This is a genomic window from Flavobacterium koreense (assembly GCF_054776075.1).
In genome coordinates this window covers 1-25,882 of record NZ_BAAHCF010000001.1, presented here as the reverse complement: position 1 = coordinate 25,882, position 25,882 = coordinate 1, and the positions used below count along the sequence as shown (strand labels likewise).

Below are 25,882 nucleotides of genomic sequence, written 5' to 3'. Positions count from 1 at the left end.
TTTAGATTATCAATACACAAATATACAAATTTTATCTTCCAATAACAGAAGGATCCATTCCGGAATAAACGTTATGGATATTTGCAACATCAAAAAAGTCAGGACGACATATCCAATACTTAAACGCATCACTGAAATTAGTCGAAAACATTGGTCTAGATTGTAAAGGCAATTTTTCTGAAGACTTATCTTTGTGAATGGTTCTGGTTCCCATCTTATCTGTTTTCAAAATAATTTTTGTCAACTTCAAGGAACTTGTCAAACATTTACACTTTAATTTATCTATTCGAAGCTTTGGTAATCCTGGCACTGATTCTCCCATTAATTGCTTTGCTAAATTAAATTCCTCTTCTTGATAAATGTTACCTTGAAACTCATTCATTAAATGAACAATCCAACCGCTTGAGCTTCCATCTGGAAGATACTCAATTGCATTCTTTAGATAATTTGCTTTATCGGTTTTCATTTTGGCGTTTTGATTTCCAGCTCTATCATAATACATATACAAAATTTTGTATTTATGATCTTGATAGAACTCTCTAAATTTTGCTCCAAGTGTCATTTCATCTTCTGGATGCAATGTGTAAAATTCTTTTAGAGCATAAAGATAGTTTCCTCTTCTTTGACCTGTAACCATAGAACTCATATCTCCAAAATCTACACCACATTCTACCGGAGAATCAATATCGTAATAACGCTTACTCATTGACTTGCAACTATCTTTTATAGTGTCAAAAATGCTGAATTTTTCAAAATAGGAGATATCAGTTCCATCTTCATAGAAATGATGATCTCCTAAATGGCTATAAAATTGTTCGCCTTTAGAAACATTTATTTTAAATGATAAAATTGCACTTCTGAATTCTTCAGGACCAAGCGCTTTTAATGTTTGTTTAAAATAGCCATCGGTCAAAATATCGAGATTTACTAATGATGATGCTGCATAAAAAAAAGTTGAATCTTTTCTAATTCTTATCCAAAGCTCATTCCATTTACGATAGGATTTTTCCAAACGTGCACGCTCTGAAATATTGCCAATTTGCTCATTTGCCATTATTTCACGCTTAACATTGTTTAATTCTATAGCAGCATATAAAGCCAGTTCTATTTGTTCCGAATCCATTTCTTTTTCCATCTGAAGAATCCAATCATCATCTGACGTCAAAATATTTGGCATATCGGTAGTAAATGTATTTCCCATATAATACACCGAGTGTCCAAAATTGACAAACTCACCACGAAGAGCAGGAGTAGAGCGGTCTAGTTTTTTCTTTTTTAACAAACGAGCTTCATCACCGTATCGATGTTGATAGGAAGAACCGGCCAAACCTGATGGCTGGTCTAAACTTCCAAGATTAAAAAAAGTTCCATTAAATATTGAAATAGTATGTTTATAGTGTAATGGTGGTTTATAAGGTAATTGAAAATGTGATGGCGGACGCTTATCAGTAACAAAATGAATCCCTTCACGCCATCCTTTTCTTTGCCAACCCTCAATAAGAGCTGGCAAAACGTTTGTCAATGCATTCATATAAGTGTCAGAAACAAACATTTGATAACTTCTAGGCATATCGTAGATAATGCGCTGGGAGCGTTCTGCAACAATATCGGCAGTTTTACCTGTTGCACGACCTAAAACACCATAGAAGTCTTTAGGATCTATTAAATCAACTAACATTTTTGCTTTTGAAACAAATCTGTTATCTACATTTTCAGCATTAGTTTTTACGTGGATTCTCTTCGTCATTTGGCAATGCTTTAAATGGAATTATATCAGCTTCCATATATAGGCGCTGACGTTCTTTTTCTGTTAATTCAGGGACTTTTTTGTCAATGAATTCTTTTATTCTATTTCTGTCTACTTTTGCCATTCCTAAAGTTTCAACATCTGTGGTGTAAACAACCCAAGGTTTTTGGAATAACTCTGGAGGAAGCTCTTCTTGTTGTTCTTTGTTTCCTCCTCTAACTTCAAAAGCAGTTTTCGCAGCATCAATAATACGTTTACTATCCGCAGTATCTTTTTTAACTAACCTCATGAAATTGATTTCTTGATCAATAATGTCAGCATAAAAATTACTCCAAGATTTTAAGGTTATTGTAGTATCATTATAAAAATACTCAATTGCCTCATCATACATTTGCTTAGCCTTGTATTCAGATAGTTTTTCTGTAATGATAAGATGATTTATAACTATTTTTTTAGAACCAAATCTGTCAATTCTACGAATCATACCGTCGATTTTAGAAAGCAACTCTAAATAGTAAACTATTTCTTCAGGAGCATTGTCTGGGTTCCCAGTTTCTAAAAAACGATAGATATCATCAAGTTTTACGCTTTCAATCAATTTCATGGCCAAATAATAATCGGTTCTTAATATTCTCTATATCTATCCTTTCACTTTCTCGAAGGAAAATTTGTGCTGCAGTAATATTTCCACCTTCAGCTAATTCTTTTTGCTTGCTCATTATTGCAAATGTTGTAGAAAGCTTTCCGGCATCATATGACTGACGAACATCTGATTCTTTATTATTGAATAAAGCCAAAAAAGATTTTTTATCTACATTAAGCTGTAATGCAATATCGCTAGGTGCGTAATTGCAAGCGGCCATATTGAATATAGTTTCTAAATCTTCATCGCTTATATGTATTGACAGTAGCTTATCCATTTTCTTTGCTTTTTTTAGGTCTTAAAGATTTTGGAGGTAAAGGTATTTTTCTTGTATAACCATTAAAATCTTTATCTAAAACTATAAATAATAATACTATTGCTATAGGTAAAAGAATGGATATTGCAATAATTCCGCATATTATATTTAATTCCATTTTACACTAATTCTAATTCGTTAAACATTCCTTTTATTTTTGTTGCTATTTTGATTAATTCCACTACGCCATCTTTTTCAATTATCCTTTGATATCTTTCAGTTTTATAAAAATGAATATTGATAATAGAAAAAAGCAAAATGCCATAAAAACCAATAGTTGATATGGCAATTTTACTTGAGTAATTTCTAACGTTATTCCAATTAGGAATGATAAAAGCATAAATGCGATTCCAACAATTTTTAAAAATAGTTTCATCAGTATTTTATCATGTTTACATTAGTAAATAGTTGTAATCTAAAATCATACAACCCTTTGGAATTCGCAAAAACATATTGTTCAAAATGTGCATTTTCTGCCCAATTCCCAGAACCTTCAATCACGAAATGAAAATCGTGAGTTTCCATCAAACAAACCTTTGCATGAGACCAGGCATATTGCACTTTAATATTTGGTCTAGTAGTACACATAGCTTTCAAATTTTCAATTGTGGTTGGATTTCGTTTGATCATACTTTCGGATATCAAAAGTGTGATTTGCTCAATCATTCCCTTATCGTGCATTTCTATTAATGCGTCAATCACTTTTCTACTTATACTATAAGTACATGCGTATAAATGTTTGACTGGATAAGTTTTAGCTACAAATGGAATAAATGTGAAAGCATTAAATGCTTTATCAGTTTGAAGAAAGAAAAACTCATCTTTTGTTGGAACCTTCATTAAGTCTTCACCTACATTTTTAATTTTTTGATAGTGACTAGCGATAAACTTTGAAGTGAATAACTCAGATGGTTTTTCTTTCTTTTCTTCTTTTTTTTGATTGTTAAAATCAAAGAATCTATTTTGTGCCATCCTGAGAAACACCAAGTTTAGCGTTTACCAATGATAGCTTAAATTCTCTGTCAGCAATTCTTTTATTAATTGCTTCAACCTTTTCAGGATTTCCAGCGTGTGTGATTAAATCCTTTTTATTTGTACTGAAGTATTTTACAGACGAACTTTTGAATTTAATCAATTCATCATTTGTCATCAACTCAACTTCTTTTTTGATATTGCTTTCGTAGAATACTGGATGTTTACCTAAGAAAGTTTTATTAGTGTCGTAATGCTTTAACTCATCCCAACACAAACGATTTTCTTCATATGCAGCTTCAACTTTTTTAGTTAAATCAAGTTTTTCTTCTTCAGTGGTTTCTGGATGTTTACCTTCATTTACCTGTTGAAGTAAATCGTGCAAAAATTGGTATTTTTTAAATGCAGAAATTCTTTTTCCGACAATAATAAGCATAACATCAGGGCAATCATCCTCATTTAAGAAAGGGAACTCTTCGCGAACATTTTGGAAATCTTCAACTTTTATCGCTTGAGCATCTTCACCAGTAACAGAACTTATTACGGCAGCAGCTTTCTGTGATAAATCATTCAAGAAATCTTTTTTTGCATTTAAAGGGACAACCGGAGTTCCTGGAGTAAGTCCATCAACTAAAACTCTAACCTCTTCAGAAATTTCAACATCTTTAACTTGCTCTTCAAAATGAGAAATTAAAGCATCTAATTGCAACTCGTCACTTAATTCTAGGAATAAAGGATTTGAATTTTTCAATTCTTCTAATTGGTCTAAAGTTTCTTTAAAATAGATTTCAAAAGCTTCTATTTTTAAAACGTGCTCACCATAAACATCAGCAACTTTAAATAATTGTAATGCAAGATTTTTAAACTCTTCTCCCATAGCTTCAAAAGCTTGCAAGAATAATTCATAAGCATTTTTTAATTCTTCTTTTACTACTTCAGAAACTGTTGCAACTACTTCAACTTCTGAAATATCAAACACCTTTCTTAAATCATAAAGAATGTTTTTCAAGTTTTGCTCAGAATATCCAAGACGATTATAACTCAGTTCTAATGAACGGCTTTTTCTTGGATTATTTCTGTAATAATTAAACGCCTTATTAAATTGTTCGTAAGGCGACATAGAATCTTTTTCTCTTAGAAAAATGATTACTTCTTTTTTTTCGTGTGACATGTCTATATTTTTTTATGTAATTACGTTGCTCAAAATTGGTAATTACATTTTTTAAAAAGTGTAACGTGAAACTTTACATAAAAAAAACCTCCTGAATAAACAGGAGGTTTTCCAACTAATCAAACAAAATATAAAAAACTATCCTCTAGATAATTCAAATAAATAAGTTGTAGCACCAGCTTTAAACACTTTTAATTGGATAACAGCGTTCAATAAACCTACCCAAGTAGTTCCTGAAGTTAAAACAGCAGTAACATCACCTGAAGCAGCGTTTGCTAAAGTAGCAGGAGCTGCGCCACCACCACCAATAAGCGTTACGATAGTTCCATGATCTAAATCAATTCCATCAACTTCAATTACATCTGTAACAGCTAATGATGGTAATTGATACTGAACTCCATTTGCTTTTAATAAAGGTAATGCTGCAACATCTGCAACCGCATGAGGTTCTGCAATTACTACAGCTCCTTCATAGATTTTTGGTACAAATCCAGATTTTGCGAAAGGTTCAAATGACATAGTCCAGAATCTACCGTCATTATTATCTTGCTTAGCTGCTTTTAATTGTAATGGAGCACAAGGCGTTCCACATACTTCATAGTGACTTTCACCACAAGCTCTATGCATTACAATAACATTTTTACCTGTCCAAAACTGAATAAATTCTTTAACAGCTTTACTGTTACCTGGATGCTGTAACTTAACCATCGATTTGAAAGACATTGAATCCTCATCTCCTTCAGTTTCCATAGAAGCTTCTGTTTTAGATTTAGTAGAATAAACGGTAACCATTTTATCTCCACTAGGTAAAACAAAACTTCCTTCAATTAAAACCCCACCTTGGTCAGAGTTAGGGAATATTACTCCGTCTGCTTCAAAAATGATTATTTCATTTTTTGGAGCAGCAGCACCAGGAGAACTTGCTCCTGTTGCTTTTGCTAAATTTACTTTTGCCATTTTATATTAAAATTAAGCGATTAAACGACTAGTTTCGTACCAAACTCCATTAACTCGCGTTAATTTTATAAAGTCAGTAGAAGCTCCAAGAACTGCATTAGATACAACTTCAATTGCACCAGCAACATCTGTAACTGTTAAAGCTACGTTTGCAGTATCATTTCCATAGATAGTAATTTGTTTACCATCAACACCATTCAAGATATTTGCCAAAGTTGTATTAGCAGTACCAGTAAATCTAAATACATTTCCACCTTTACTATCAAAAGAAGTTCCGTTGAATTCTTTATCAGTTTCTGCTGGAGCTGCAGGTCCACTTGTAGCATATAATTTTTTCAATTTCAAATCATCTTGAACAACTAAAGTTAATGTGCCTCCTGAATTTAATTCAAAGTCAGCACCAATAATTAAGTTAGCATTGTTTTTAACTTTTCTAGCAGCGCTTAAAGTAGTTAAACCAGTAATTGTAACAATTTGTCCAGCAACAACACCTGTAATATTTGTGATGTCTTGACCATAATCATTTTGAACAATTTCTAAATGAGGGTAGAAGTACGGATACTTGAATGAAATTGTTGTAGATTTTGGATCAAACAATGGAATTCTAGTTTCTGATGAGAAAATAGGCACACTGTTAGAATATAGCATTTGGAATTCAAATTCTTTAGGCTCTCCTTCAGTATATTTTCTACCAACTTGAATGAATCTAATTCCTTCTTTGAAATCAGCAAACATGTTAGTATCTCTTTTTTCTCTAGTTACAGTGAACTCACCTTTTTCGTTTTCACGATAAGATAAAACTTCAACGTTTTTAGATTTAGTAATACCAATGAATAATGTATCAGTTTGGTCAACTAATGGTTGAAACTTAAAGTTTGGATAATTCAATGGAGTTGCACCCATGTAATTAGTTTTCCCTTGGTCTGTTGTATATTGCAATTGATAGAAATCTCCAGCACGTTCAGCATACCATAACATTAAATCACTAGATAATTGAATTTCCCAACCTTGCTGATTTCTTTTGTGTAAAGGAATCATTTCAATCATTGTTTTAACATAGTCTACAATGTTTTCTTTTGTCGGTTCACCAATATCAAAAGCTTTATATTTTTTCTCAATATCTCTGTAGTAGTACCATAATGCTCTTAAACCATTTTGAGAGTTAACATTTAAACCTGTTAATTCTTTTGGAGTTTTTACATAGATACCATTTACTTGAGCAATACGAGAATCAAGAACAGCTTGTTTGATGTATTCACCCATTAAGAATCCAACAAATGTTGTTTTCCAAGGATGTGAGCCATCAGCAGTATTCATATAACTTAACCAGCTTTTTTCAATTTGTTTAAGTTTCTCTCCAGTTAATGTAATATCTATTTTTTTATCGTAAACTCTTCCTTCTTCAGTTTCAATAACAACTTCACCTTTAGGGTTCCATCCGCCGTTATCTCCTTGAGTAATTTCTGAAGGAGCAATTAATCCGCTTACAACTCTATCGATAATTCCTGACTGCATTCCCCAGTCTTTTGGAAGACCAATAAAATCATCAAAAATTGATTCAATTGCGGTTGGATTTTTTCTAACGAAGTGCTCGATATCACCTTGAAGTAATGGAATATCTACTTTATCATTAAAGTTTGAAACTCCAGCTTTAATAACTCCAGCTGCTTTAGCATTCCATGGTCTACCTTCAAAAGCATTATAATCTTCTGAAATACCAAATAGGTGTGTTGTAGAATGATTCATTTGTTTACCATTTTGGTTAATAGCTTGACCTTGATCGCCAACACCTTCGTTAACTAATAATTTAAATTTTGCATCATACTCTTTACGTAATTCTGCAATTTGTGTATGAATAGGCGTATTTCCACGCTCTTCTTGAGGCTTTCCTCCATCAGCATTTGCTTCAGTATTTAAAGCCAATTCCTGTCTAGCTGCATCTATTTCATCTTGAATTGCTTTCAAGTCAAAATCGTTTTCAGCCATTTGTTTCAACTCACCGTTGATTGCGTTTCTAACATCCTCATATTTTTCACCAAGAGCTGCTTTGGCCATGGCTTCCTGTTCGGGCGTTAATTCCATTGTTCTGTTTTCGGCATTTACTGGTAGTTCTGTTGTGCCAAATAAGGCAACTAAGAAGCTAACTGTTTTAGCCATGAATTTCCATTTCATAGGATTAAATAATTTAAATTAAACATTAGGTTTATAGTGATTCAGTTCACTCAAAGTTTGAACGTATTTCATAGCTTCAGACATTGTTCCAACTCTATTGGCAAAACCAACTTCGATGGCATCATCAGCATAAAATACTTTCCCAGTTAAAACACCAGGTACTTTACTTTTTAGATTAGGATTCAAGCGAATCATATCCTCTTGAAATCTTAAAGCTAACGGAGAAAGCATTTCCGTTTTAATCAAATCATAATTTCCATCAATCGCATGACGAAGAGGTAAATTTTTATCTTTACTCTCATCTGGATATACAGCAACTTTTTCAAGTCCTTGCATTTCCAACCATTTCTTATCATCAAGCCAAGAAACCATCACACCTAATGAACCAGCATTAGCAGTAATATTATTTGATGCCCAAACAAAGTCTGGTTGTAAGCCATAAGCTATATAAAGATGAGCTGAACACATTTGCTCATAAACAACTCCCAGAACTTTCTTTTTATCTCTGGCAGCTCCAAAGTTCAAGAAAGGAGAAATTGCGGACACAGCTCCTCCAGGACCATCCATAAAAACAATGATTGATTTTATATTTGGATTACTGTCTAACTTCTCGAATTGTTTAATGATTTCATCAGCTCCATAAGTACAATAATCACCATAAGTGATAATTGGTCCTATCATATTAATAACAGCTGTAGAACCTTCAGGAACCTCTAAAAATCCGTCTTCATTTGGTTTTATAGGTTCGCTATTTTCGTCATAGAAATCTATTAGCTGCTTAGCTTTAAGATTTAAATTCATTTCTTTACCTGCAACAATATCATTTGCAACTCTATACAAATAACCTGATGCATCGATAGAAATAGCCCATTGACCTTTATATAAATCGGTAATAAGATTATTTACTTTCATCTTTTTTTCTTTTAAATAGATATATAAAAAGCTTTGAAATTGCACCATATCGCAACTCTAAGCCAACTAGTAAAATCAATATTGCAAGCCATAAAAGTTGATTCATGAATGAAACTCCTTTTTTATTTACGTCTAATGAATTGCTATCTGCTAAAACTTTATCTGATGATGCCTTTGATAAATCAGTTTTACCAATAGAATCTGATTTTTTGGAAACATCACTTGTTTTAGTTTCTTGCTTTTTTTTAGATTCTTTAAAGTCTTTAATACTGCCAGAACCTTTATATTTTTTGCTTCCTGTTTTTTTACCATCTTTATCGTAGTTGGTAACTTCTAAAGAATCGCCTGGCTTCAAATTAATCTCAGTTCCTTCAGATGTAGATTCTTCTTTTTTTTCTTCAGACTCTTTTTTAGTTTCTTCTTTTTTGACAGCAGCTTGAGAGCTAGAATCTACAGAAGCAGTATTTTCAATTTTTAAACTATCCGATTGCTTTTGTTTTTTTACAGAACTACAGCTACTAAAAGCGATTGCAAAAACAAAAATCAATACAATAGTTAGGAATGCACCGGTAATAATTTTACTTAATTTCATATTTTAAGTTGTTAAACAGATTAAAAATTTATCGTGATGACCTTTTATCAATTCGGCCTTATCAGTTCCATTGATAATTCGTCGAGCTCCAATTGGATCATTATTTTTTTCGTTAAAATATTGCTCCAAACATCTTCCTGTAAAATCTCCAAAAGAGGAAGCTCCACGAAGCATTCCTTCAAACATAATTTTAATTGAATTTTCCATCACCAATGCTAGCTCTGGATTTTTCAATAGATCAACTCCTATAAGTTTACCCATTAACTCATAATTTTCAAACCAAGTCAACATTACATGACCACGACCAAAAAATATTTTATTTGGAAAAACATACGCAACACCTGAATGTTTTATTTTCTTTCCATAGCGTCTAGATTTCCCTTTTCCATACTCTTCAATAGGTTGCATGGTTTTGTCAGTTTCATGCCAAGCTGTAGCTAAAATATAAGCTAGCCACCTTAAATCAGATAGCTTTAATCTTTCCCATTCGTTAAAAATTGCTTCAATTCCTTCAACTTGTAATTGGGAAAGCTTTCCAAATTGCTTACGGAAGTTTTTATAGAATTGTGGTCTATTGATTTTTGTCATGATTACCTTGTTTATGATTTTTTTCCATGATGTACCATCTACGAATGTTAAACCCTATAAACAGTATAGAACCTAAAATTTTTAATGATACGTCAAGACTAGAAACTGATACTGCTAAAAAAGCTAATCCAGCTATAGAAAGCTTTAAATCTAATAAGTGAAATAAATTATTCATTGGTTTCATCGCTTATCAAAAGTTGGACACTCTCAAGAACAGCACTGATTCCGACTCTTAAAATCAAAATCAACAAACTATTTTCTGCATATCCAATTCCTAAAAGAATTATGGTTGCTGCATCAGAAAGTAAAGTGATTGCTTTTTTCACTTTTAAAAACCATGAAGGTTTTTTCTTGTTGTAGTTTTTTCTTGAGAACGTCATTGCTAATAATTTTCAACGAAATTCGTGTGAAAATTTCATATAAGTTGTGAATGTAAAATTTACTAAAAGAAACCTATGACTTGATTGGTACTACGTTTTTGGAAACGATTTAGTACTTTTTTTTTCTTTTGTTCATAGTACATTTTTCGCATAGTAGGCACTTCAAAACCATACTCAATAAGATTGTACTTTTCCATAAACAAAAGAACCGATTTAGAAACGCCTAATCTACCAGCTCGACATCCATCTACAAACATCACTAATGATGTTCTAAAAATATCTTCTAACAGATTATTCAAATCTCTCACTTTATCCAATTCCATTTTTAGTTCTGACCTTTCTCCTTTTTGGTCTAAATAAACGGTTCCAGATAAAATATAAAATTGTTTGTACTGGATGCTTAGATAAAAAAGAAATTGATCATTAGGAAAGTTCCTGCTGTTCTTTTTTACATAATTGATTTGAGTATACAGATAGTTTGCCAATGACGAGGATGGTAATAGTCTAATCATGTTCACTTTTTGACCTTCATAACTCGCTAAAGTTCCTTCCATTTCCTCAAAGAAGAATGGTATTAAGTGAGGACGAATAGTTACTAGAACTTGACTCATAAACTGTATATCAAAGAAGGTTTATTTGGATTGTAATTTTTTTTAATCTTGTGCAGCACCACATTTACAAAAGTGAGCCGCATTAGTAGATATCGAATTAAGATTTTGTTAAATGGATAGTTTAAGCAAATCATGATATCTATAAATTCTTTATCTACCCAGAAACCGACATAGCCCATTGAATTGCGCCAATCGTGAATAAATGACGCGAGCTCGAAAACACTATTTGAAAACCTTTCTTTTACAAAGGTTGCACCATCATAGCACCATTCACCACGCTCAAAGCTTTGCCACGCTTCTAAATGTAATGTTCGTATTGGATGTTTATAATCCAATCCAACCATTTCTGATTTCATAAGGACATCACCAACACTAAGTTGGATAGGAGTGAAGTCTTTATAAAATCTATTTTTTATCATACTAATTCCCACGCTACATTTCTAACTCCTTCTTGATTATTGATAACCAAATGACCTAAAACAGTGTATCTTTTTCTTCTTCTTGAACCATTCTCTTGAATTTCAAAATTTTGATCTAAATACCCTGTCAATAAATCAGCTTCATCAAAAGTCATAACTTTTTGTAAGCTTCTAACTTCTTTTGTTTTTACGAATTGTTGAATCGTCATTTCTCCTTGCTCATTAGGGACATTTTCCTCATATGGAATATCAACCCATTCTTTAATGTTCAAAGTATAGGTTTCGTTTTCATCATTTCTTAATGCGGAAACAACTTTAGCATAAACGATTTCTTTTAAGTTCAAATCAACTGGATTATAACTTACAGGTTCAATTGTTCTAATCATGATTTTAAGAGATTAATGTATTATTAATTGATACTAGTAGGTTGTGTTCTGTTTCTGTGAGAAAAGCAGATAAAACTTGAATACCTCCAACTTCTACCTGAGTGTAAGTTCCCGCATGATTTGCAATGAAGACCGGATTGGGGTTAAGTCCGTCACTGCTTTTTGTTTGTATACTTTTTGCCGCGTTATTATAAATATTTAAAGTAGTATTATCTCTATAAACAGCTTTAACACCTATTCCAGAAAGATTAATGCTTGTTGCAATGTTACTGTAACTATTTAATCTTATAGAAGTATCAGATCCAATATGGTAAAAATACCACACTCCATTACCATAAATAGCGGTATTAGAAGTAGGTACAGTTCTTATATAAATAAATGCTCCAGCATTACTTGATGTAAATAAGGAACCTCCACTAGAGGAAGGTATAAATCCTGTATGAAAATATCCAAGCCCAGCCTTATTAAAAAGCACTCCTTGATTTGCTGTAAAAGTATATACGCCATTAAAAGTTCCTTGAAATAATGAAGGATTTCTTACGTCTACTCTAATTGCGTTTATATTTGAATTCCAAAAGAATTTTAAACTCCTAATTTTGGACCACAAACCATTATCAACTAATGATTTTACAGCATTATTGTGTTTAATTTTAGTAGCTTCATCAGGATGTGAGAAACCTAAAAAAGTAAGTCTATCCAAATAAGCTTGATACTCTGGAGTAATCGAATTCATCGTATTTAATATAGTTCTATAATTACTCATAACTATCCTTTTACTATCCAGTATTCAACTCTAGAACCTTCAACCCACTCAGCAAAAATTATATTTAAAACGGAGTTTGTATAAGTTCCACCAATATTTACCCATCCACCCGGAAAAGTAGGAGCAGATGAATTGTTGTGATAAATCTTTTGAACTACACCTATTTTAGCACCAGTTAAATCATTGGTTATATTTGCAGTTGCAGGGGCACTAGGTAAGTTGTAAATTTTGGGAGTGTCAAAAGTTATTGAAACTCCAGTTGATGAAAGAGTATTATTTGCTTTTAAAGCTAAATCTGTTGACGTTGGAATATAAGTTGCAGCTTCAGGTACTTTAGTTAAATGAAAACTACCTGCTTGACGATACAATCTATAATAAAATCCTTTACTTAATGTTATTATTCCAGATGAATACCCTATTACTGAAGCCCCTGAAGGATTTAAAGTAACAGCGCTTGAATTTGTTGACGGAACATAAATTTCAAATTCACGACCAGAACTTAGTGATGTTGATGTAAAAATCAACTCTAAAGGCAAATTGCAAACCAAAATACGATCAGTATCGTCTTGTGAAATGTCATAGGTACCAGAACCTAAAACAGCAAATGTTTTTTTAATAGCTGCTTGACCTGATATCCTTGGAACACCGAGAGTTTTTGTGCCATCACCAATTCTACCATCTAGCCATAATTCTACTTTTTGACCAGTTGACCATAAAAAAATAACTTTATTGTCCTGAGTAATGTATCTCACAGAACCTGCAACAGCATCAAGTAGTGAGGCTTGGAATGGCTGAGTAAGTGTGTTTACTTGAACATCTTTATCTGAAGAAGCTCCTTGCTCAGTTATTTCTTGAAAAGTAGGTATCGAAAAACTATAACCAGCACCAGGATAAATAATCCATTGCGAATCGTCATTGTCCCACACAGCTAAATCGTTAGAACCACCTTCAACAATTATATTAGCAGTGTTACCAGCTACAGGTGAAGGATGCTCAGCTTGTAAAGCTTCAACTGAAACAAAGTCACCTAAAAATAAAGCAGAACCGCCAGAACCCATATTTTCGTATAAGTAATCTAGCGCTTGAAAAATTTTATTAAAGTCGCTAGCTGAAGCGAATTTAGATTCTCCAAATTGAGCTAAAAAAGCAAGCAATTGAGGTGAATCAACTTTCAATGTTATATTTAACGGAAATGGATTTGTTACAGACATAGCTTTATAATAAACTTAGTGGAATAAATGTTGGCAATCCGTATGCATTAGGATTTGGCGTGAAACCAGCTGGAGATATACTCATCGTTTCAACTTCTACGACACAAAGCTGTCCGTCTGAAGAAACTTTTATTATTGGTTTGGCGTTTTGAAACACATCATTTCTACCTACGATTAAATCTAATCCAGATGTAAATTTGAATTTCACAAATTTGATTTGATGAATTAAAGCAATGCGTTCTGATCTATTACCATCATGCTCAGGAAAACGCCAGGTTAATTTTTGCTTGTAGGAAGTTCCAGCTGGTGATAGAATACTTTCCTCACTAAAAAATATAGAAGAAAGTGAAGCATAAGCTTTTTCGAAGGTCGCATTTTCAAAAAATGAATTGTAAAAAGGCTGCCATCCAGTAATATTTGAAGGAACAACATCAACTTCAAACATCAACTCAATACTACAAGCATGAACATTACTTAATACTTTATCTAACAAGACCATACCGAAAAATTTCAATAGTCAAATATAACAAAAGTATTATTATAATCATATAAAAATATGATTATAAAAAGTAGTTGTAAATATTCTAAAAATGTAAAAAAGTCACTATTTTTTTGTAATTCTGTAATTTTTGAGTTAAAGCCTTTATTTATAAGGCTTGACGAGTTTTTTAATTTTGTAATTTGGAAGAATAAAGAAATTAGAAATTTGTACGCTCTTATTTAATTACATTTTTTTTGTAATTTTTATTACAAAATTACAATCAATTTGTAATTAAAATCTTTAGGAATTACAGCACATCGCACCATATATTACAAAATTACAATTTTTAAATGCCTTTTGTTAAATGGTGGGAGTAGGGAGGAATAACGGCCAAAAAAATCGGCTTTTCTACCTACTTGCTTAGATAAAAAGGAATAGGAAGTATAATGCAGTAATACCTCTAAAGAAAATGCGTAGAATTGAATTTGCGGTCCTCTTTTATCAAAGAGATAATTTTACTCTCGTAGTTACTTATCGCATCAATTTGGAACTTTCTGTGTTCCGGAAAGTAGCTTATATTGAAAGCCACAACTGTAGTTGTTCTGATGTTGCAATTATCTAGCCATTTGCTAAATTTATATTTGAAGTTATCAATGATCTGTTCCTGGTACTCTTGCTCTTCCCAGCTCCATTCGTAATCACCTTTGATAACTATATCTATATTGGATAACATCATGGCGTAAAATTAATAAAAAAAGCCACTATTTAAGTGGCTTGAATGGACAACGCTGTTTTTTCTTTTTTGGAATTAACTGCGAGTATTCTCGTTTAATTTTTTCGGCAATCGCTTCACGAATGAACCTAGCAACATTTACATTATAGCTGTCGAGCTTGAGTAAAGTTTGGTGCTGCACTTCAGTAATTTTTATTACTTTGACTTTGGTATATATTAATGGCTTTGGCATAGATAAGTAATACTTTTATTGCGGCAATTTATAAGTTAGTAGCTATTGAATAGACAAATCGAATTTCATAACACGATTTGATTTTTTAGCTGTAATTGTTTTATTAATGCAATCAACTACATATTGTTCGCTACCTTGTTTTGTTCTCCATAATCTTTGGCGTTGATTTTCTCCACAAGAACCTGAGCATTGAAATTCTACTATTTTGACTTCGGGATTTTCTTTTAAAATAACATCGCCTTTTTTGTGAAACTGAGTATCTCTTGAATAAACATTTGCCTGAACATAATAACCTTTCAATAAAGAATTATAAGCGGTTAAAACAGCTTCTTTTTTTGTGCCATAACCTAAATAATCATTATACTTAGTGGTAGTCCAGCTAATAAATTCATTTAAGACTTTTTTCGTTAACTTAACAGCTACTAACACATTATTGTCGCAAGTGTCGGTTTCGGTATTCTCTGAATGTTTTTGCATTGCTTTTGTTTTTAGTGATTAATCAATACTTTGTTTTGTGTTTGTCGCCACCTGACGACAATAACCCAACGTTAATAGCTAGTTTACCTAACTAGACGTTTATCGTTTCTTGAAATTGTTTCTAGGTTTATCAAAGAATTTATTTCGAGGAATATCATTGTAAATTTTTGGTTCAGTCCATTCCAATCTATTATTTGAAATCATAATTGGTTCTGGTTCAAAAGCCACATTTCTAATTTCTTCAAGTTGCTTTTTATTTTCAATTATAGCAACTTCGATTTGTTGCTTAACAACTGAACTAATTGAGTGCATTGCTAAACCTAAACCCACACTATCACATCCTACTAAAATTATTTTTTTCATACGTTTTAAATTTTAAAAAACCAGCTATTAACAAGTGTTTGTGTCAATAGCTTTGGTTGTTTTTTCCTGCGGAAAAAACTATGATAACCTTAATCTAGTTTTGTACTTGCAATGTTCAGTCTTAAATTTTCGCTACTGAACACAAGCACTCGAACGTTATTCGATTAAATAATCTGCTAAAATCCACCAATGGTATCTTCATAACTACACTACTTTTTCTATTTTCCAACCGCTTACAGTATTGAATACCATTGGTGGCTTTTCTGGTTTAACAACTTCTTTTCCTTTCAAGTTGTATTCGATTTTTACTTTGTCTCCTGGTACAAAGTTTTTAAGCAGCTCTACTTTATCCTGTGCAAACTGAACTGATACCTTTTGAGTGAATTGCTCATCTGTTTCGATAATTACATCCTGAGCTTTGAACGTTTCTGAAGGTTGCTTTAACTCTTCGATTCTTTTAATTTTTCCGACTAATTGTGGCATAATTTTAATTTATTAATGGTTATTTATTAATGATGAGATAAATTAACTTCTATACATAGTAATAGGATTTAGACCTGAGTTCCAGAAATCTTGATTAAAGTTTGGCTTTTTTGAAAGAGGCGAAACTTCATTAACTTGTGGTTTCTCGATAAATGTTTTAGATAATGATTTACTTCTAATTTTTTGGATTTCTGAAGGCGTTAGTAATAGATTGTTTTCTTCCATATACTTCTTGACCTGATAAAAGCTAACATTCAATTTATTAGAAAGGTCAACCATTGAAATTTCTAATCGATGTTCTTTTATAAAATTTTTATCTAATTCTGTGAGAGTTTTTTTATTCATGATTTTAGTTTATAAGTTTATCATTAACGGAAATTCGCTGTACAAACCTCCTAATCCTTTTTTTTGTTTGTTTTGATAGTGTGTGTCTCTACAGCTCCAATGAACATTCTCTTTTGTGTCATGGTCAAAAAAACCATTCGCTAAGTGAATATTTTTTGGATGGCTCCCCATTTCTTTGCCACAAACGGAGCATTTAGGAAACTGAAATAATTCAAGCTGATTCTCTTTCTGTAAAGTCTTCATTGCTAAGAATTATAAATGTATTAGCTGATATCAATGCTTTAGCTTGATGAACTTCTACAGCATTTCCAATATATTTTTTTTGCTCTTTCTGAGTACCTACAAGCTTGTAATCTATTGGAAAACCTTGAATTTGTTTTAATTCAGGAATATTCAACATTCTCATTTTAATATCGGAAATATGATATTGAAGCATGAATTTTTTTAACTCAATTGTTGCTGCACAATCTTCGTCATAAATTGGAACTATCAATTTTCCATTTTCTGTAGATATTAAATACAATGGAGCTTTGTCTTGACGCGCTACAATTGTATAACTTGGTTCATTAATACTACCATTATTACCAAACCAAGACGGATTTAAAATGAAATGTTTTGCTTTTATAATATTGAACTTAGGAACTGTAGTCAAACTTCCTATCGGATTTTCTACAGATGCCGGATTACTATTTCCATATTGCTGATCTATAAATGCGATATCAACTTTTGCAACTCTATCATTTGTAGTTATAGTAGGAGAGGGAAGCTCTATTGAATGTAAACCACTATTATTATAATATGTATTCAAATGAGTGTGAGTTTGAACAACTGCAAAACGATTATTTGTAGTAACTGTTCCTATTGGTTCATCAAATGATTTTACTCTTTGATCATCATTTCCTGAATTGTATTGCTTCGTAAAACCTTTTTCTCCAGTTGCAATGAATTTATTGCAACCTGCAAGAATTCTTTTAATCGTTTTTGGAGACAATGGTTTCTTTCTAGTAAAAATACTATTCCCTTCTATATTCAATTGCAATACGTTCTTAACTGGATTCCATTTTTTTAAATCGTTTTCACCTGGTATTTTAGAATGAGTTTGTTCTGGCCAATTAATTTTATATGCTTTAGAGCTAAATTGAATAAAAAGCCTTTTTCTAGATTGACAAGCTCCAAAATCGGCAGCATTTAAAATTCTTTTTTCAGACTTGTAACCATATGCCTCAATAGTATTCATCCAATTAGTAAAATAAATACCTGAATCTTTAGAAATTGGCTTTTTATTTTCACATAGTGGTCCCCAACTCATAAACTCTCGAACATTTTCTACTATAAAAAAATCAGGTTTAATATTTTCAATGTACATATACATATGTTCTGCTAAAGAACGGCTATCTGCATCCCTTGGTTGACCTCCTTTTGCATTAGAAAAATTTGTACATTCTAAAGAAGCCCATATGTTTATAACACAATTTGGTTCACTTAATCGTAAATCATCAACCAATTGCTTAAGTTTTACAACTACATTAAAATCTCTAACATCCTCAGTGAAATGCACCGCGTCTGGATGATTTAACTGATGAGATAATATTGCATTTTTATCATGGTTAACACATGCTAATACTTTTGTATTTTCTGATGATAGATGGATTCCTGTGGAAGTTCCTCCAGCTCCGGCAAATAAATCAATCCAATAAATTATTTTGTTTTTCATCTTAATTAAAATTTTCTGGTTTTTCTACTTTTTCAAACTCGATTACCCAAACCCATGGATTTAGTTTCCAGGAATCTATACCATTTATTGATTCCCATAAAGTACAAAAGCTCCATCTTGGATAAATAATACCATCTCTATCTGGATGATTATTATTATAAATTTTATATAATGGACGATCCATCATATTAACTCCAACTTGTTCTATACCTTCAGCAATTGCATCAGCTTCAGTAATATCTTGAAGACGCTCAACTGTAACTGATTTTATCTTTAAAAATATTCTAGCGTAATAAAATGGCAGGAAAATATTTGGTCTGATTTTTCCTCTACTTAAAGGTCTTGAAATATCATAGTTTGGAATATCTGCTTGATAGAAAACTTCAGCATTTACCAATTGTAAACCACTAGGTTTCCAATGGTCCCAATTTGAAGCTGTATAAAAGTTTTCACGAACCCAAAGAATATCTCCAACTTGACCATAAGGACATTCTACATATTCAACTTCTGATGAAATTGAATTTCTAAAACCATGAAATGTTTTTAGAGGATTTGGATTTTCCTCAATTGATGAATCCCAAATTCTATTTCTATGTTTAATTGGATCGTTGTTTCTATTGTAAATATTTGGTTCTTTATTTATAAACTCTAATCCTTTAGTTCTACGAGTTTTTGTTTTTCTATTTGCCTGTATAGCTAGAACCATTGGAGTGCTATACAAAATTGGTATCATTCTCATAGCGCTTGAATTAAAAAATAAAACAATATTGTCATTAGAATAGCTGCTATTGCAAATCCTAGAGCTATGTATTCGTATTTTTTACCATTGTAAAAATGTCTCAGTCCGGATTGCTCTAGTTTAGCTGTGTAATAATCTTCACAGATTCTTTCAAGTTCTGGTCCATCAGTCTCAAACGGTCCAACTTGTGAAACATCTGTAATGGTTTCACCAATGTATTGAGTGATTGTCTCAAGGAAAATTTTATTTTTCATAGCTTAATCTTTTGTTCTTTTAAATTTTACCTCAAAGGTTCTGTCTAAAATTGTAACTGGGTTTTTACAATCTAATGCGTCGTTTACATTTGAAATGACATCATCATATAGATCCATTCTTTTTTCACCTAATAGTTCTTTAATTTTTGCATCAAGTAATTCATAGAAAACAGTTTCTGAAACTTTTTCATGACCAGTAATAAAATTTATTTGATTATCACCTTTTCCAGTTTTGGTGCACTTTGCTATTTGATATGTTTTAATTATTGCCATAATATTAATTGTTTGATAGTGATTTCTATTTTATAGTTGATAAATGTGTTAATGTGGCTTTGTACAGATAAACATTTTCGTGATAATATCCAGATAGCCTTATAGATTTATCTGACAAAACATTGTCAAAGGAAACCTTAAAAGGTTTGCATCGAGGATATTTTTTATTTAATGCTTCGATGGTTTCAATAACGATTTTTTGAAACTCTTGCAGATCTACAGCATCAATTAATTTTCCATCTAGCGAACGCAGAAATTCGCTAATCTCTTTTTGTAGTTTATTCATCGACTGGGTTCCATGGGAACGATGAACATAATAATGTGTGTGCATGGCTATTGTTTTTAAAATTATACTCTTAAGAAGCTTTGGCCAAACGGAAAGGCTCAAAGGTTTGTTTCTTGGTAGGAACGTAGATAAATCCGTTTTCAATTAGTTCCTTAAATTTTTCAATGTCAGTTTCAAAATTTGTGTATTCTGGACCAATAATAGAACCCGATTTCTTATCGACTACATAATAGATTCTGTTGAATCTTATATGCTGAGGACAGAAGAAAATACTATCTAAATCGGCACGTTTTAGATAAAGCCTAAATTCAAAATCCTTGTTATTGTTATTGGTAGAAAGTTTGTAAATCAATCTTTTGTTAACCAGGTAATTTACTTCCTCTTCAAAATATTTTTCTGATGATTTCGCGAAGTCAGGTTTGTAAATCCAATCGTTATCATGGAGCTTGTATGTTGAATAAAATTCTTTAGTAATTTCATCTTTCAGAAAAAATATACTATTGAAGTTAAAAATACCTTCCGAATTTTTTAAGTCACTCCAGTAAGCATTTACTAGAGTAGCTCTCGTGCTAATGTAGATTGGTAATTCCATAACTAAGCGTTGTAAAATTTGTTAAAATATTTTAGTGCGGTTTGATGTAAAAAGTCTGTTCTTTCTTGAAATCCATTGTTTACCATCCATTGAAACTTGTTACATACAAATTCAAACTCTTCGGCTGAATTGATTGAATTAAAAATGATTAGTATTTCAAATTTGCTGTACATAATATTTTATTCTTCGTCAAAAAAATCAGCATTTACATCAGTAATGATTTTCTCAACATTGGTTAATGATTCTTGCTTTGTATTCGAGATAAAAAGTACTTCCTGACTTTTGCCATCGATAGTCTTAATAATTCTATTTCCGGAATTGTGCATTTCTTTTGGATTTAAAATCCAATTATTCCATTTACAATATGCTGCAACAGCTTTTTTGAATTTAGCTGGAGTCCATTTGGTTTGCTTAGTAGCTTTTACAAATTCGTCGAAAGCCGATTCTTTAGAAAATTCGTTGTTGATGTATTTTAAAACTAATACACCTCCAACATCGTGAGTAGTTCCGAAGAAACCATCAGCCCATCCCATAAATGCGTCTCCCATTTCAGCTTGTAATGTTCTTTTGGTTACATTATCCATTGGTGGATTTAGTTTTTCTTCAGTACCTAAATACAATTGAATGCATTGAGCACAAAAATTGTAGTACATATTCCACTGGCTTTCATTGAAATCTGTAAAAAGGTTATTTCCATCAAAATCATCTGACACTTTTCTCACTTGTTTGTATTCTTCCTCGTTGGAACCATGATAGTAATCAGAGAAAACCGTAATCAATAATCTACGAGCTGTAGATGGATCTACATTTCTAAGAGCAAAATTTGAAGTAAAAACAAATTTTGGTGATTTTTCGAAAGGAATTTCAAATGGCGAACCATTCTTAGGATTTACTTTCAACGAACCAGTAATTTCAGAAAAGAAGAAATCAAAGTTTAGATATTGCGTAGCATCATCAATTAAAATGTAATCGGTATCTTCTGAAACTTCGTGATAAATGAAATCATTTTGAGTCAGTTTAGGATCTCTACCTTTTAGATAAACTCTTCTTTTTAAAATTGGTTGAATTCCTGGTCCATAACAAATTGACTTACCAGAACCTCCATGAGATTCACCAAGGTCAGAAACTTTGTTATCCATAGCAAAAACCGCCCAAGGCTTTCCGTAATTTTTATATTTATGAAGAAGATATCCTATTGAGAAAAACTTATTTATCAAATGAAGTTTTTGTTCGTAGATTTTATCTTTATCTAAATTAGGACCAGCAATGTTGAATTTGTTTTCCTTGAAATATTCGTCAGCTTCTTTTTGAGGTTTGCCTTCAAATTTTTCTTCTAACTCTTCTTTCCAGTGAACACGACTTGTATTAATCAAGTAGTTCATAAACCAACAATCGTTTTTGTTGATTATGATATCAAGCTCACCATCTTGGTCTTTTTTAACTTCAAAATATGGATCCTCTTTTCTAATTGGAAAATCTATAATTTTATCTTCCCAAACAAACTTATCGACTTCACCTTGTTTATATTCCGTAATTTCAGTTCCGGTTATTTTCCAAACTTTTTTACTGAAGAATAAATATTGAGTTTCTCTATCTGCGTCAGTGAAATCAATTTTAAGATTTGGCAATTTTGACAAACTACGTTCACCTAGTTGAGGCGATTTATAAATATAATCTCTCAGGTCTGGATTCATTCCACGATGCTCAAGGAACTCATGTACAAAATTTTCAATCTGATACGGTTCTAATATTCTGATAATAGAACCTTCTTTTTTAATGAAAAAGTAACCTTCTTTCGTAGTCTCAGTTTCATATCTCCCAAAACCTAGCATTGAAAGAAAATGATATAACCTGGTATTTGACAAATTGTAATTTACTTTTCCATTTTGACCAACATATTCAGTCCAAAATTGTAAAGGCAAAGAGTTCGCTATAAGTTTATTGAATCCAGTAATAAATGAATTATTGTCTTCAGTATAAAATTTCTCTACATAATCTTTAAAATCCTTGCATGGGTTTCCACGTTTATCTTTGAACTCTTTTAATTTGTTTGGCAACCAAAGCAGCTTGATATCTAAATATTTCAATCCAGTTTCAAGCGCTTGCTTAACTCCAGTTTTATCTAAATCTGCTAGGTAAATAATTTCCTTTGCATATTGCTTAAGTAATTTATACTCGTCAAAATTCAAATGCTCTGACTCAGAATTGAACCATACAGCGTATTGTTCAAAGCTTCTTAAATTTAAACCATCAGAACCACCACTAGCAATAAAAATTCTATCAAGTCTAGGATCGTATTTTTTACCCTTTTTCTTTTTTGATTCTTCATCTTCATCATAGTCCTCGTATTGGTCTTCCTCTTGTTTTTTCTTGCGTTTTTTGAATTCTTTTTCAATTGCTTCAAGTCCCCACATAAATCTAGTAGGTTTCTTTCCGGCATATCTAAAACGAAATTGTTTTTCGAATGATTGAGGCTGGTATATTTTTTGCCACGTTCCAAAGTCAAAAACAAAAATTGGATATTCTTCTGTAGCAGTTGTGACTATTGCTTCATTTTCTTTGCAATAAGTAAAACTTTTACATTTTTTTAGATTGATTTCTTTGCAATGAATTTCATTTACTCTCTTACCAAGAATAGCCAAATCATCATGAGTGAAATTATTGTAGAATTCAAAAAAATAATCTCCTTTGTTTTCTGTAGATTTTAAAGCTCGCTTTTCAATTATCGGCATAAAAACCTGCATTTTTGCACCTTCAATGTGATATCTAGCACCAAGTAATTCACAAGCTTTTGCGTATGTGATTCCTTCCTCAAGCATACAAACCTGTATCGCATTTCTAGGCGTTTGATCTCCTCCAAAGTCAGTAACCAACCAAACACCTGAAGGCAATTGTTTTAATGAGGCAGAAGCCGTTTTTTCGGATTCTCTAATCTTAAAACTTTTGGCCGCTTTATGAAATACTTTAGCAGCATTTGGATAATAAGATAATATAATTTCGAGTCCGCCATTAGAAGCATCAAGTATATCGGTATCTTTAACGTAACTCATATTATAAAATTTCTTCTGATTTCACTTCAATATTTTTGGATTTTAACAGTAGTAAATCCTCCATTTCTTTGTTAAGCTTTGATAATGAATCACGCTTTTCCATATCGTTGAATAATTCAGAATCTTTCATTTGCTCAATGGAAGCTTCTACCTGTATAATTCTGTTGTTTAATTCTATTGGTGTCATTATCGTATGTTTATAGTGTTTTCAATTTTGGTTTGGTCATTTATAGTGGAGTAAACAAATACTTCATCTGACAATTCTTTTTTACGCTCTTTTACAAAATCACGAGCTTCATATACTGATGAAATTGGAATTACTTTTTTTACTTCATCTTTTTCGAAAATCATTAAGTTTGTCATAAGCTTTTCTTTTTAAAGAAAGCCACAACGCTCACAATGTTGTGGCTTTCAAGTTTTAAAATAGTCGTGTAAGCACACGAAAAAAGGGTAAGAACGTTTTATCTAGCACTGGGCTAAATGCTGTTGAGATTCTAATTGTTTAATAATTTCTTTCCAATCGTGAATCTGTTGTTTTATGTATAATGCATTTCTCCAAGGATGATTCTCATCTAAATTTTTTAATTCAGATTCTAAGTAGGGAACTATCATTTTTGCATTTATATATTTTTGTTCTATAGGTGTTAGATTCGCTAACATCTTCATCATTTCCTCACCTTTAGAAGCCATGACTACATTATATTTTTCTTGTAAATCCATCTTATATGATATTAAAAAATTTAGCTAAAAGAGTTCCTTCTTGTTTGGTCTGAATGCGAAGAGCTGCATACAAATTCTTTTTTAGCTTATGTAATAAACCTAGCGATACATCAAGCGTTTCGGCAATAACATCGTTTGTCATTTCTGTTGAAGTCAATTGAAGAATTTGTACTTCTTTTTTTTCTAGGCGCTTTCCATTTATAATTGGAAGCTTGCAAAGAATACCTTCATGCGGACAAGTTCCACGATTAGGACAATCCCAAAACTCTCCATCTTGCAATGTTCCGTTTTCAATATCTGGAGCAAAGTCTAAACCTCCTAATCTGCATTTTGCAAATTGTTCGATTCTTTTCATTTCTGAAGTAGGATGCATATCGAATAATGAAATTAGTACATCATTATCTTTATACATTTCTTCTTTTAGCAAAGCTTTTGTTGCAAAAGGCAATTGATCAAAAGGAATAACCTTTCCGTTCATTAAAACTTTTACATCATTTTTTTCTACGAAAATTTCCACATTTTCGTCTACCATTCCTGGCAATAAATTACTTGAAGTGTACATGGCGATTTTTTTTATTTGGTTAGATCTTGTAACTCTTTTAATTCGGAAGCATATTCCTTTGATATTTGAACAAGGGCGTTCAAAACGTTTATTCTTGAATAAGGATATTCATGAACTCTATTTTTAGTATTTCGAATAATTCCGTCGGTTAGAGTCTTGTCATTTTTAATAATAGCATAGACTTTTTCAACGTAATTTCTTGGAAGCTTATCTTTGATAAGTTCGTAAGCTTTATCGATGTGCATTTGCACATCTGTTTTTTCGGTTTTTTCTGTTATATTTGTCATGTGTTATTATTTACATCACGAAAATAGTAAATAAGTATGATTGTAAACAAATAAAATCATACAAAAATATGATTTAAGTATTAATTTAGAACGTTTCTAAATGAAGTTAAAAGAAAAAATAGAGAAAATATGTAGTGATAATGGGCTAAAAGGACAGAAAGAGCTAGCTGAAGCTATAAACTTTCCTTATACATTATTTAACAAGAATGTGAACATAGAGCGATTGTCTGGCGATATGATCAAAGCATTTGTGAACACACCAAAAATCAATGTTGATTTAATTTGGTTGATTAGAGATTCTGAGGAAGACTTTAAAGAAGAACCATTGCAAAAGCTAAATAAAGCAATGGCAATTTTACTCGATTTAAGAGAAGAATTGACACTAAAACAGCACTAAAAACTATTAACTTATTGAATGTCAAAGGTGTTTGCAATCCTTCTGGGATCACAA

General features: G+C 31.7%; 34 protein-coding genes. 1 reads left to right on the top strand and 33 read right to left on the bottom strand.

Going from position 1 to position 25,882, the window contains the following annotated elements; genetic code table 11:
* Positions 1-31: 31 nt before the first annotated feature.
* The 33 genes from ACYU7A_RS00170 to ACYU7A_RS00010 form a co-directional block, all read right to left on the bottom strand.
* Positions 32-1,747, bottom strand: a complete 1,716-nt coding sequence (locus ACYU7A_RS00170) for a hypothetical protein (RefSeq protein WP_460573272.1) — start codon at positions 1,745-1,747, stop codon at positions 32-34.
* The gene (locus ACYU7A_RS00165; protein WP_460573270.1) at positions 1,719-2,351 is read right to left on the bottom strand and encodes a hypothetical protein; all 633 of its coding nucleotides are present in this window, start codon (positions 2,349-2,351) and stop codon (positions 1,719-1,721) included. The genes ACYU7A_RS00170 and ACYU7A_RS00165 overlap by 29 nt, the downstream gene beginning before the upstream one ends.
* Complete coding sequence (locus ACYU7A_RS00160; protein ID WP_460573268.1) at positions 2,338-2,667, bottom strand: hypothetical protein; 330 nt, start codon at positions 2,665-2,667, stop codon at positions 2,338-2,340. The genes ACYU7A_RS00165 and ACYU7A_RS00160 overlap by 14 nt, the downstream gene beginning before the upstream one ends.
* On the bottom strand, positions 2,660-2,824 hold the full coding sequence (locus tag ACYU7A_RS00155; RefSeq protein WP_460573266.1) for a hypothetical protein: 165 nt from the start codon (positions 2,822-2,824) through the stop codon (positions 2,660-2,662). Before ACYU7A_RS00155 ends, ACYU7A_RS00160 begins: the two co-directional genes overlap by 8 nt.
* Positions 2,825-3,081: 257 nt before the next feature.
* Positions 3,082-3,678 carry a phospholipase D-like domain-containing protein gene (locus ACYU7A_RS00150; protein WP_460573264.1) on the bottom strand — a complete coding sequence of 199 codons (597 nt, stop codon included), beginning with the start codon at positions 3,676-3,678 and terminating at the stop codon, positions 3,082-3,084.
* Complete coding sequence (locus tag ACYU7A_RS00145; RefSeq protein WP_460573262.1) at positions 3,665-4,849, bottom strand: hypothetical protein; 1,185 nt, start codon at positions 4,847-4,849, stop codon at positions 3,665-3,667. The genes ACYU7A_RS00150 and ACYU7A_RS00145 overlap by 14 nt, the downstream gene beginning before the upstream one ends.
* A gap of 138 nt (positions 4,850-4,987) precedes the next feature.
* Complete coding sequence (locus tag ACYU7A_RS00140; RefSeq protein WP_460573260.1) at positions 4,988-5,806, bottom strand: hypothetical protein; 819 nt, start codon at positions 5,804-5,806, stop codon at positions 4,988-4,990.
* Positions 5,807-5,818: 12 nt separating this feature from the next.
* Positions 5,819-7,978 (bottom strand): hypothetical protein, encoded by a 2,160-nt coding sequence (locus tag ACYU7A_RS00135; RefSeq protein WP_460573258.1) that lies wholly within the window; start codon positions 7,976-7,978, stop codon positions 5,819-5,821.
* Positions 7,979-7,996: 18 nt separating this feature from the next.
* On the bottom strand, positions 7,997-8,890 hold the full coding sequence (locus ACYU7A_RS00130) for a S49 family peptidase (RefSeq protein ID WP_460573256.1): 894 nt from the start codon (positions 8,888-8,890) through the stop codon (positions 7,997-7,999).
* Positions 8,877-9,482: a hypothetical protein gene (locus ACYU7A_RS00125; protein ID WP_460573254.1), complete on the bottom strand. Its 606-nt coding sequence runs from the start codon at positions 9,480-9,482 to the stop codon at positions 8,877-8,879. The genes ACYU7A_RS00130 and ACYU7A_RS00125 overlap by 14 nt, the downstream gene beginning before the upstream one ends.
* 3 nt (positions 9,483-9,485) lie before the next feature.
* Positions 9,486-10,070, bottom strand: a complete 585-nt coding sequence (locus tag ACYU7A_RS00120) for a glycoside hydrolase family 19 protein (protein WP_460573250.1) — start codon at positions 10,068-10,070, stop codon at positions 9,486-9,488.
* Between the two features lie 167 nt (positions 10,071-10,237).
* Entirely contained in the window at positions 10,238-10,450 is a 213-nt protein-coding gene (locus ACYU7A_RS00115) for a hypothetical protein (protein ID WP_460573248.1), read from the bottom strand.
* Between the two features lie 62 nt (positions 10,451-10,512).
* Positions 10,513-11,061: a hypothetical protein gene (locus tag ACYU7A_RS00110; protein ID WP_460573246.1), complete on the bottom strand. Its 549-nt coding sequence runs from the start codon at positions 11,059-11,061 to the stop codon at positions 10,513-10,515.
* Between the two features lie 415 nt (positions 11,062-11,476).
* Positions 11,477-11,866 (bottom strand): hypothetical protein, encoded by a 390-nt coding sequence (locus ACYU7A_RS00105; RefSeq protein WP_460573244.1) that lies wholly within the window; start codon positions 11,864-11,866, stop codon positions 11,477-11,479.
* 4 nt (positions 11,867-11,870) lie between these two features.
* Entirely contained in the window at positions 11,871-12,629 is a 759-nt protein-coding gene (locus ACYU7A_RS00100; RefSeq protein WP_460573242.1) for a hypothetical protein, read from the bottom strand.
* Positions 12,630-12,631: 2 nt separating this feature from the next.
* Positions 12,632-13,840, bottom strand: a complete 1,209-nt coding sequence (locus tag ACYU7A_RS00095) for a hypothetical protein (RefSeq protein WP_460573240.1) — start codon at positions 13,838-13,840, stop codon at positions 12,632-12,634.
* Between the two features lie 4 nt (positions 13,841-13,844).
* Positions 13,845-14,339: a hypothetical protein gene (locus ACYU7A_RS00090; protein ID WP_460573238.1), complete on the bottom strand. Its 495-nt coding sequence runs from the start codon at positions 14,337-14,339 to the stop codon at positions 13,845-13,847.
* 989 nt (positions 14,340-15,328) lie between these two features.
* Complete coding sequence (locus ACYU7A_RS00085; RefSeq protein ID WP_460573236.1) at positions 15,329-15,763, bottom strand: hypothetical protein; 435 nt, start codon at positions 15,761-15,763, stop codon at positions 15,329-15,331.
* A gap of 99 nt (positions 15,764-15,862) precedes the next feature.
* Entirely contained in the window at positions 15,863-16,126 is a 264-nt protein-coding gene (locus tag ACYU7A_RS00080) for a hypothetical protein (protein ID WP_460573234.1), read from the bottom strand.
* Positions 16,127-16,330: 204 nt separating this feature from the next.
* Entirely contained in the window at positions 16,331-16,609 is a 279-nt protein-coding gene (locus tag ACYU7A_RS00075; protein ID WP_460573232.1) for a DUF3127 domain-containing protein, read from the bottom strand.
* A 42-nt stretch (positions 16,610-16,651) separates the two neighbouring features.
* Complete coding sequence (locus ACYU7A_RS00070; protein ID WP_460573230.1) at positions 16,652-16,954, bottom strand: hypothetical protein; 303 nt, start codon at positions 16,952-16,954, stop codon at positions 16,652-16,654.
* Between the two features lie 211 nt (positions 16,955-17,165).
* A complete protein-coding gene (locus tag ACYU7A_RS00065; protein WP_460573228.1) occupies positions 17,166-18,668 on the bottom strand; it encodes a DNA cytosine methyltransferase in 1,503 nt (500 codons plus the stop codon).
* A 1-nt stretch (position 18,669) separates the two neighbouring features.
* The gene (locus ACYU7A_RS00060) at positions 18,670-19,407 is read right to left on the bottom strand and encodes an ASCH domain-containing protein (RefSeq protein ID WP_460573226.1); all 738 of its coding nucleotides are present in this window, start codon (positions 19,405-19,407) and stop codon (positions 18,670-18,672) included.
* A complete protein-coding gene (locus ACYU7A_RS00055; RefSeq protein ID WP_460573224.1) occupies positions 19,404-19,661 on the bottom strand; it encodes a hypothetical protein in 258 nt (85 codons plus the stop codon). The genes ACYU7A_RS00060 and ACYU7A_RS00055 overlap by 4 nt, the downstream gene beginning before the upstream one ends.
* Positions 19,662-19,664: 3 nt before the next feature.
* A complete protein-coding gene (locus tag ACYU7A_RS00050; RefSeq protein ID WP_460573222.1) occupies positions 19,665-19,934 on the bottom strand; it encodes a hypothetical protein in 270 nt (89 codons plus the stop codon).
* 25 nt (positions 19,935-19,959) lie between these two features.
* A complete protein-coding gene (locus ACYU7A_RS00045) occupies positions 19,960-20,265 on the bottom strand; it encodes a hypothetical protein (RefSeq protein ID WP_460573220.1) in 306 nt (101 codons plus the stop codon).
* Positions 20,266-20,290: 25 nt separating this feature from the next.
* A complete protein-coding gene (locus tag ACYU7A_RS00040; protein ID WP_460573218.1) occupies positions 20,291-20,812 on the bottom strand; it encodes a hypothetical protein in 522 nt (173 codons plus the stop codon).
* Between the two features lie 179 nt (positions 20,813-20,991).
* Positions 20,992-23,862, bottom strand: a complete 2,871-nt coding sequence (locus ACYU7A_RS00035) for a primase-helicase family protein (protein WP_460573216.1) — start codon at positions 23,860-23,862, stop codon at positions 20,992-20,994.
* Between the two features lies 1 nt (position 23,863).
* Entirely contained in the window at positions 23,864-24,049 is a 186-nt protein-coding gene (locus ACYU7A_RS00030; protein WP_460573214.1) for a hypothetical protein, read from the bottom strand.
* Entirely contained in the window at positions 24,049-24,225 is a 177-nt protein-coding gene (locus tag ACYU7A_RS00025; RefSeq protein ID WP_460573212.1) for a hypothetical protein, read from the bottom strand. The genes ACYU7A_RS00030 and ACYU7A_RS00025 overlap by 1 nt, the downstream gene beginning before the upstream one ends.
* 102 nt (positions 24,226-24,327) lie before the next feature.
* Positions 24,328-24,582 (bottom strand): hypothetical protein, encoded by a 255-nt coding sequence (locus tag ACYU7A_RS00020; RefSeq protein WP_460573210.1) that lies wholly within the window; start codon positions 24,580-24,582, stop codon positions 24,328-24,330.
* A 1-nt stretch (position 24,583) separates the two neighbouring features.
* Positions 24,584-25,144, bottom strand: coding sequence for a helix-turn-helix transcriptional regulator (locus tag ACYU7A_RS00015; RefSeq protein ID WP_460573208.1), 561 nt, complete (start codon positions 25,142-25,144; stop codon positions 24,584-24,586).
* Positions 25,145-25,155: 11 nt separating this feature from the next.
* Entirely contained in the window at positions 25,156-25,431 is a 276-nt protein-coding gene (locus ACYU7A_RS00010) for a hypothetical protein (protein WP_460573206.1), read from the bottom strand.
* A gap of 100 nt (positions 25,432-25,531) precedes the next feature.
* Here ACYU7A_RS00010 and ACYU7A_RS00005 point away from each other — a divergent pair, with 100 nt between their 5' ends.
* Positions 25,532-25,828, top strand: coding sequence for a hypothetical protein (locus ACYU7A_RS00005; protein WP_460573204.1), 297 nt, complete (start codon positions 25,532-25,534; stop codon positions 25,826-25,828).
* Positions 25,829-25,882 lie beyond the last annotated feature (54 nt).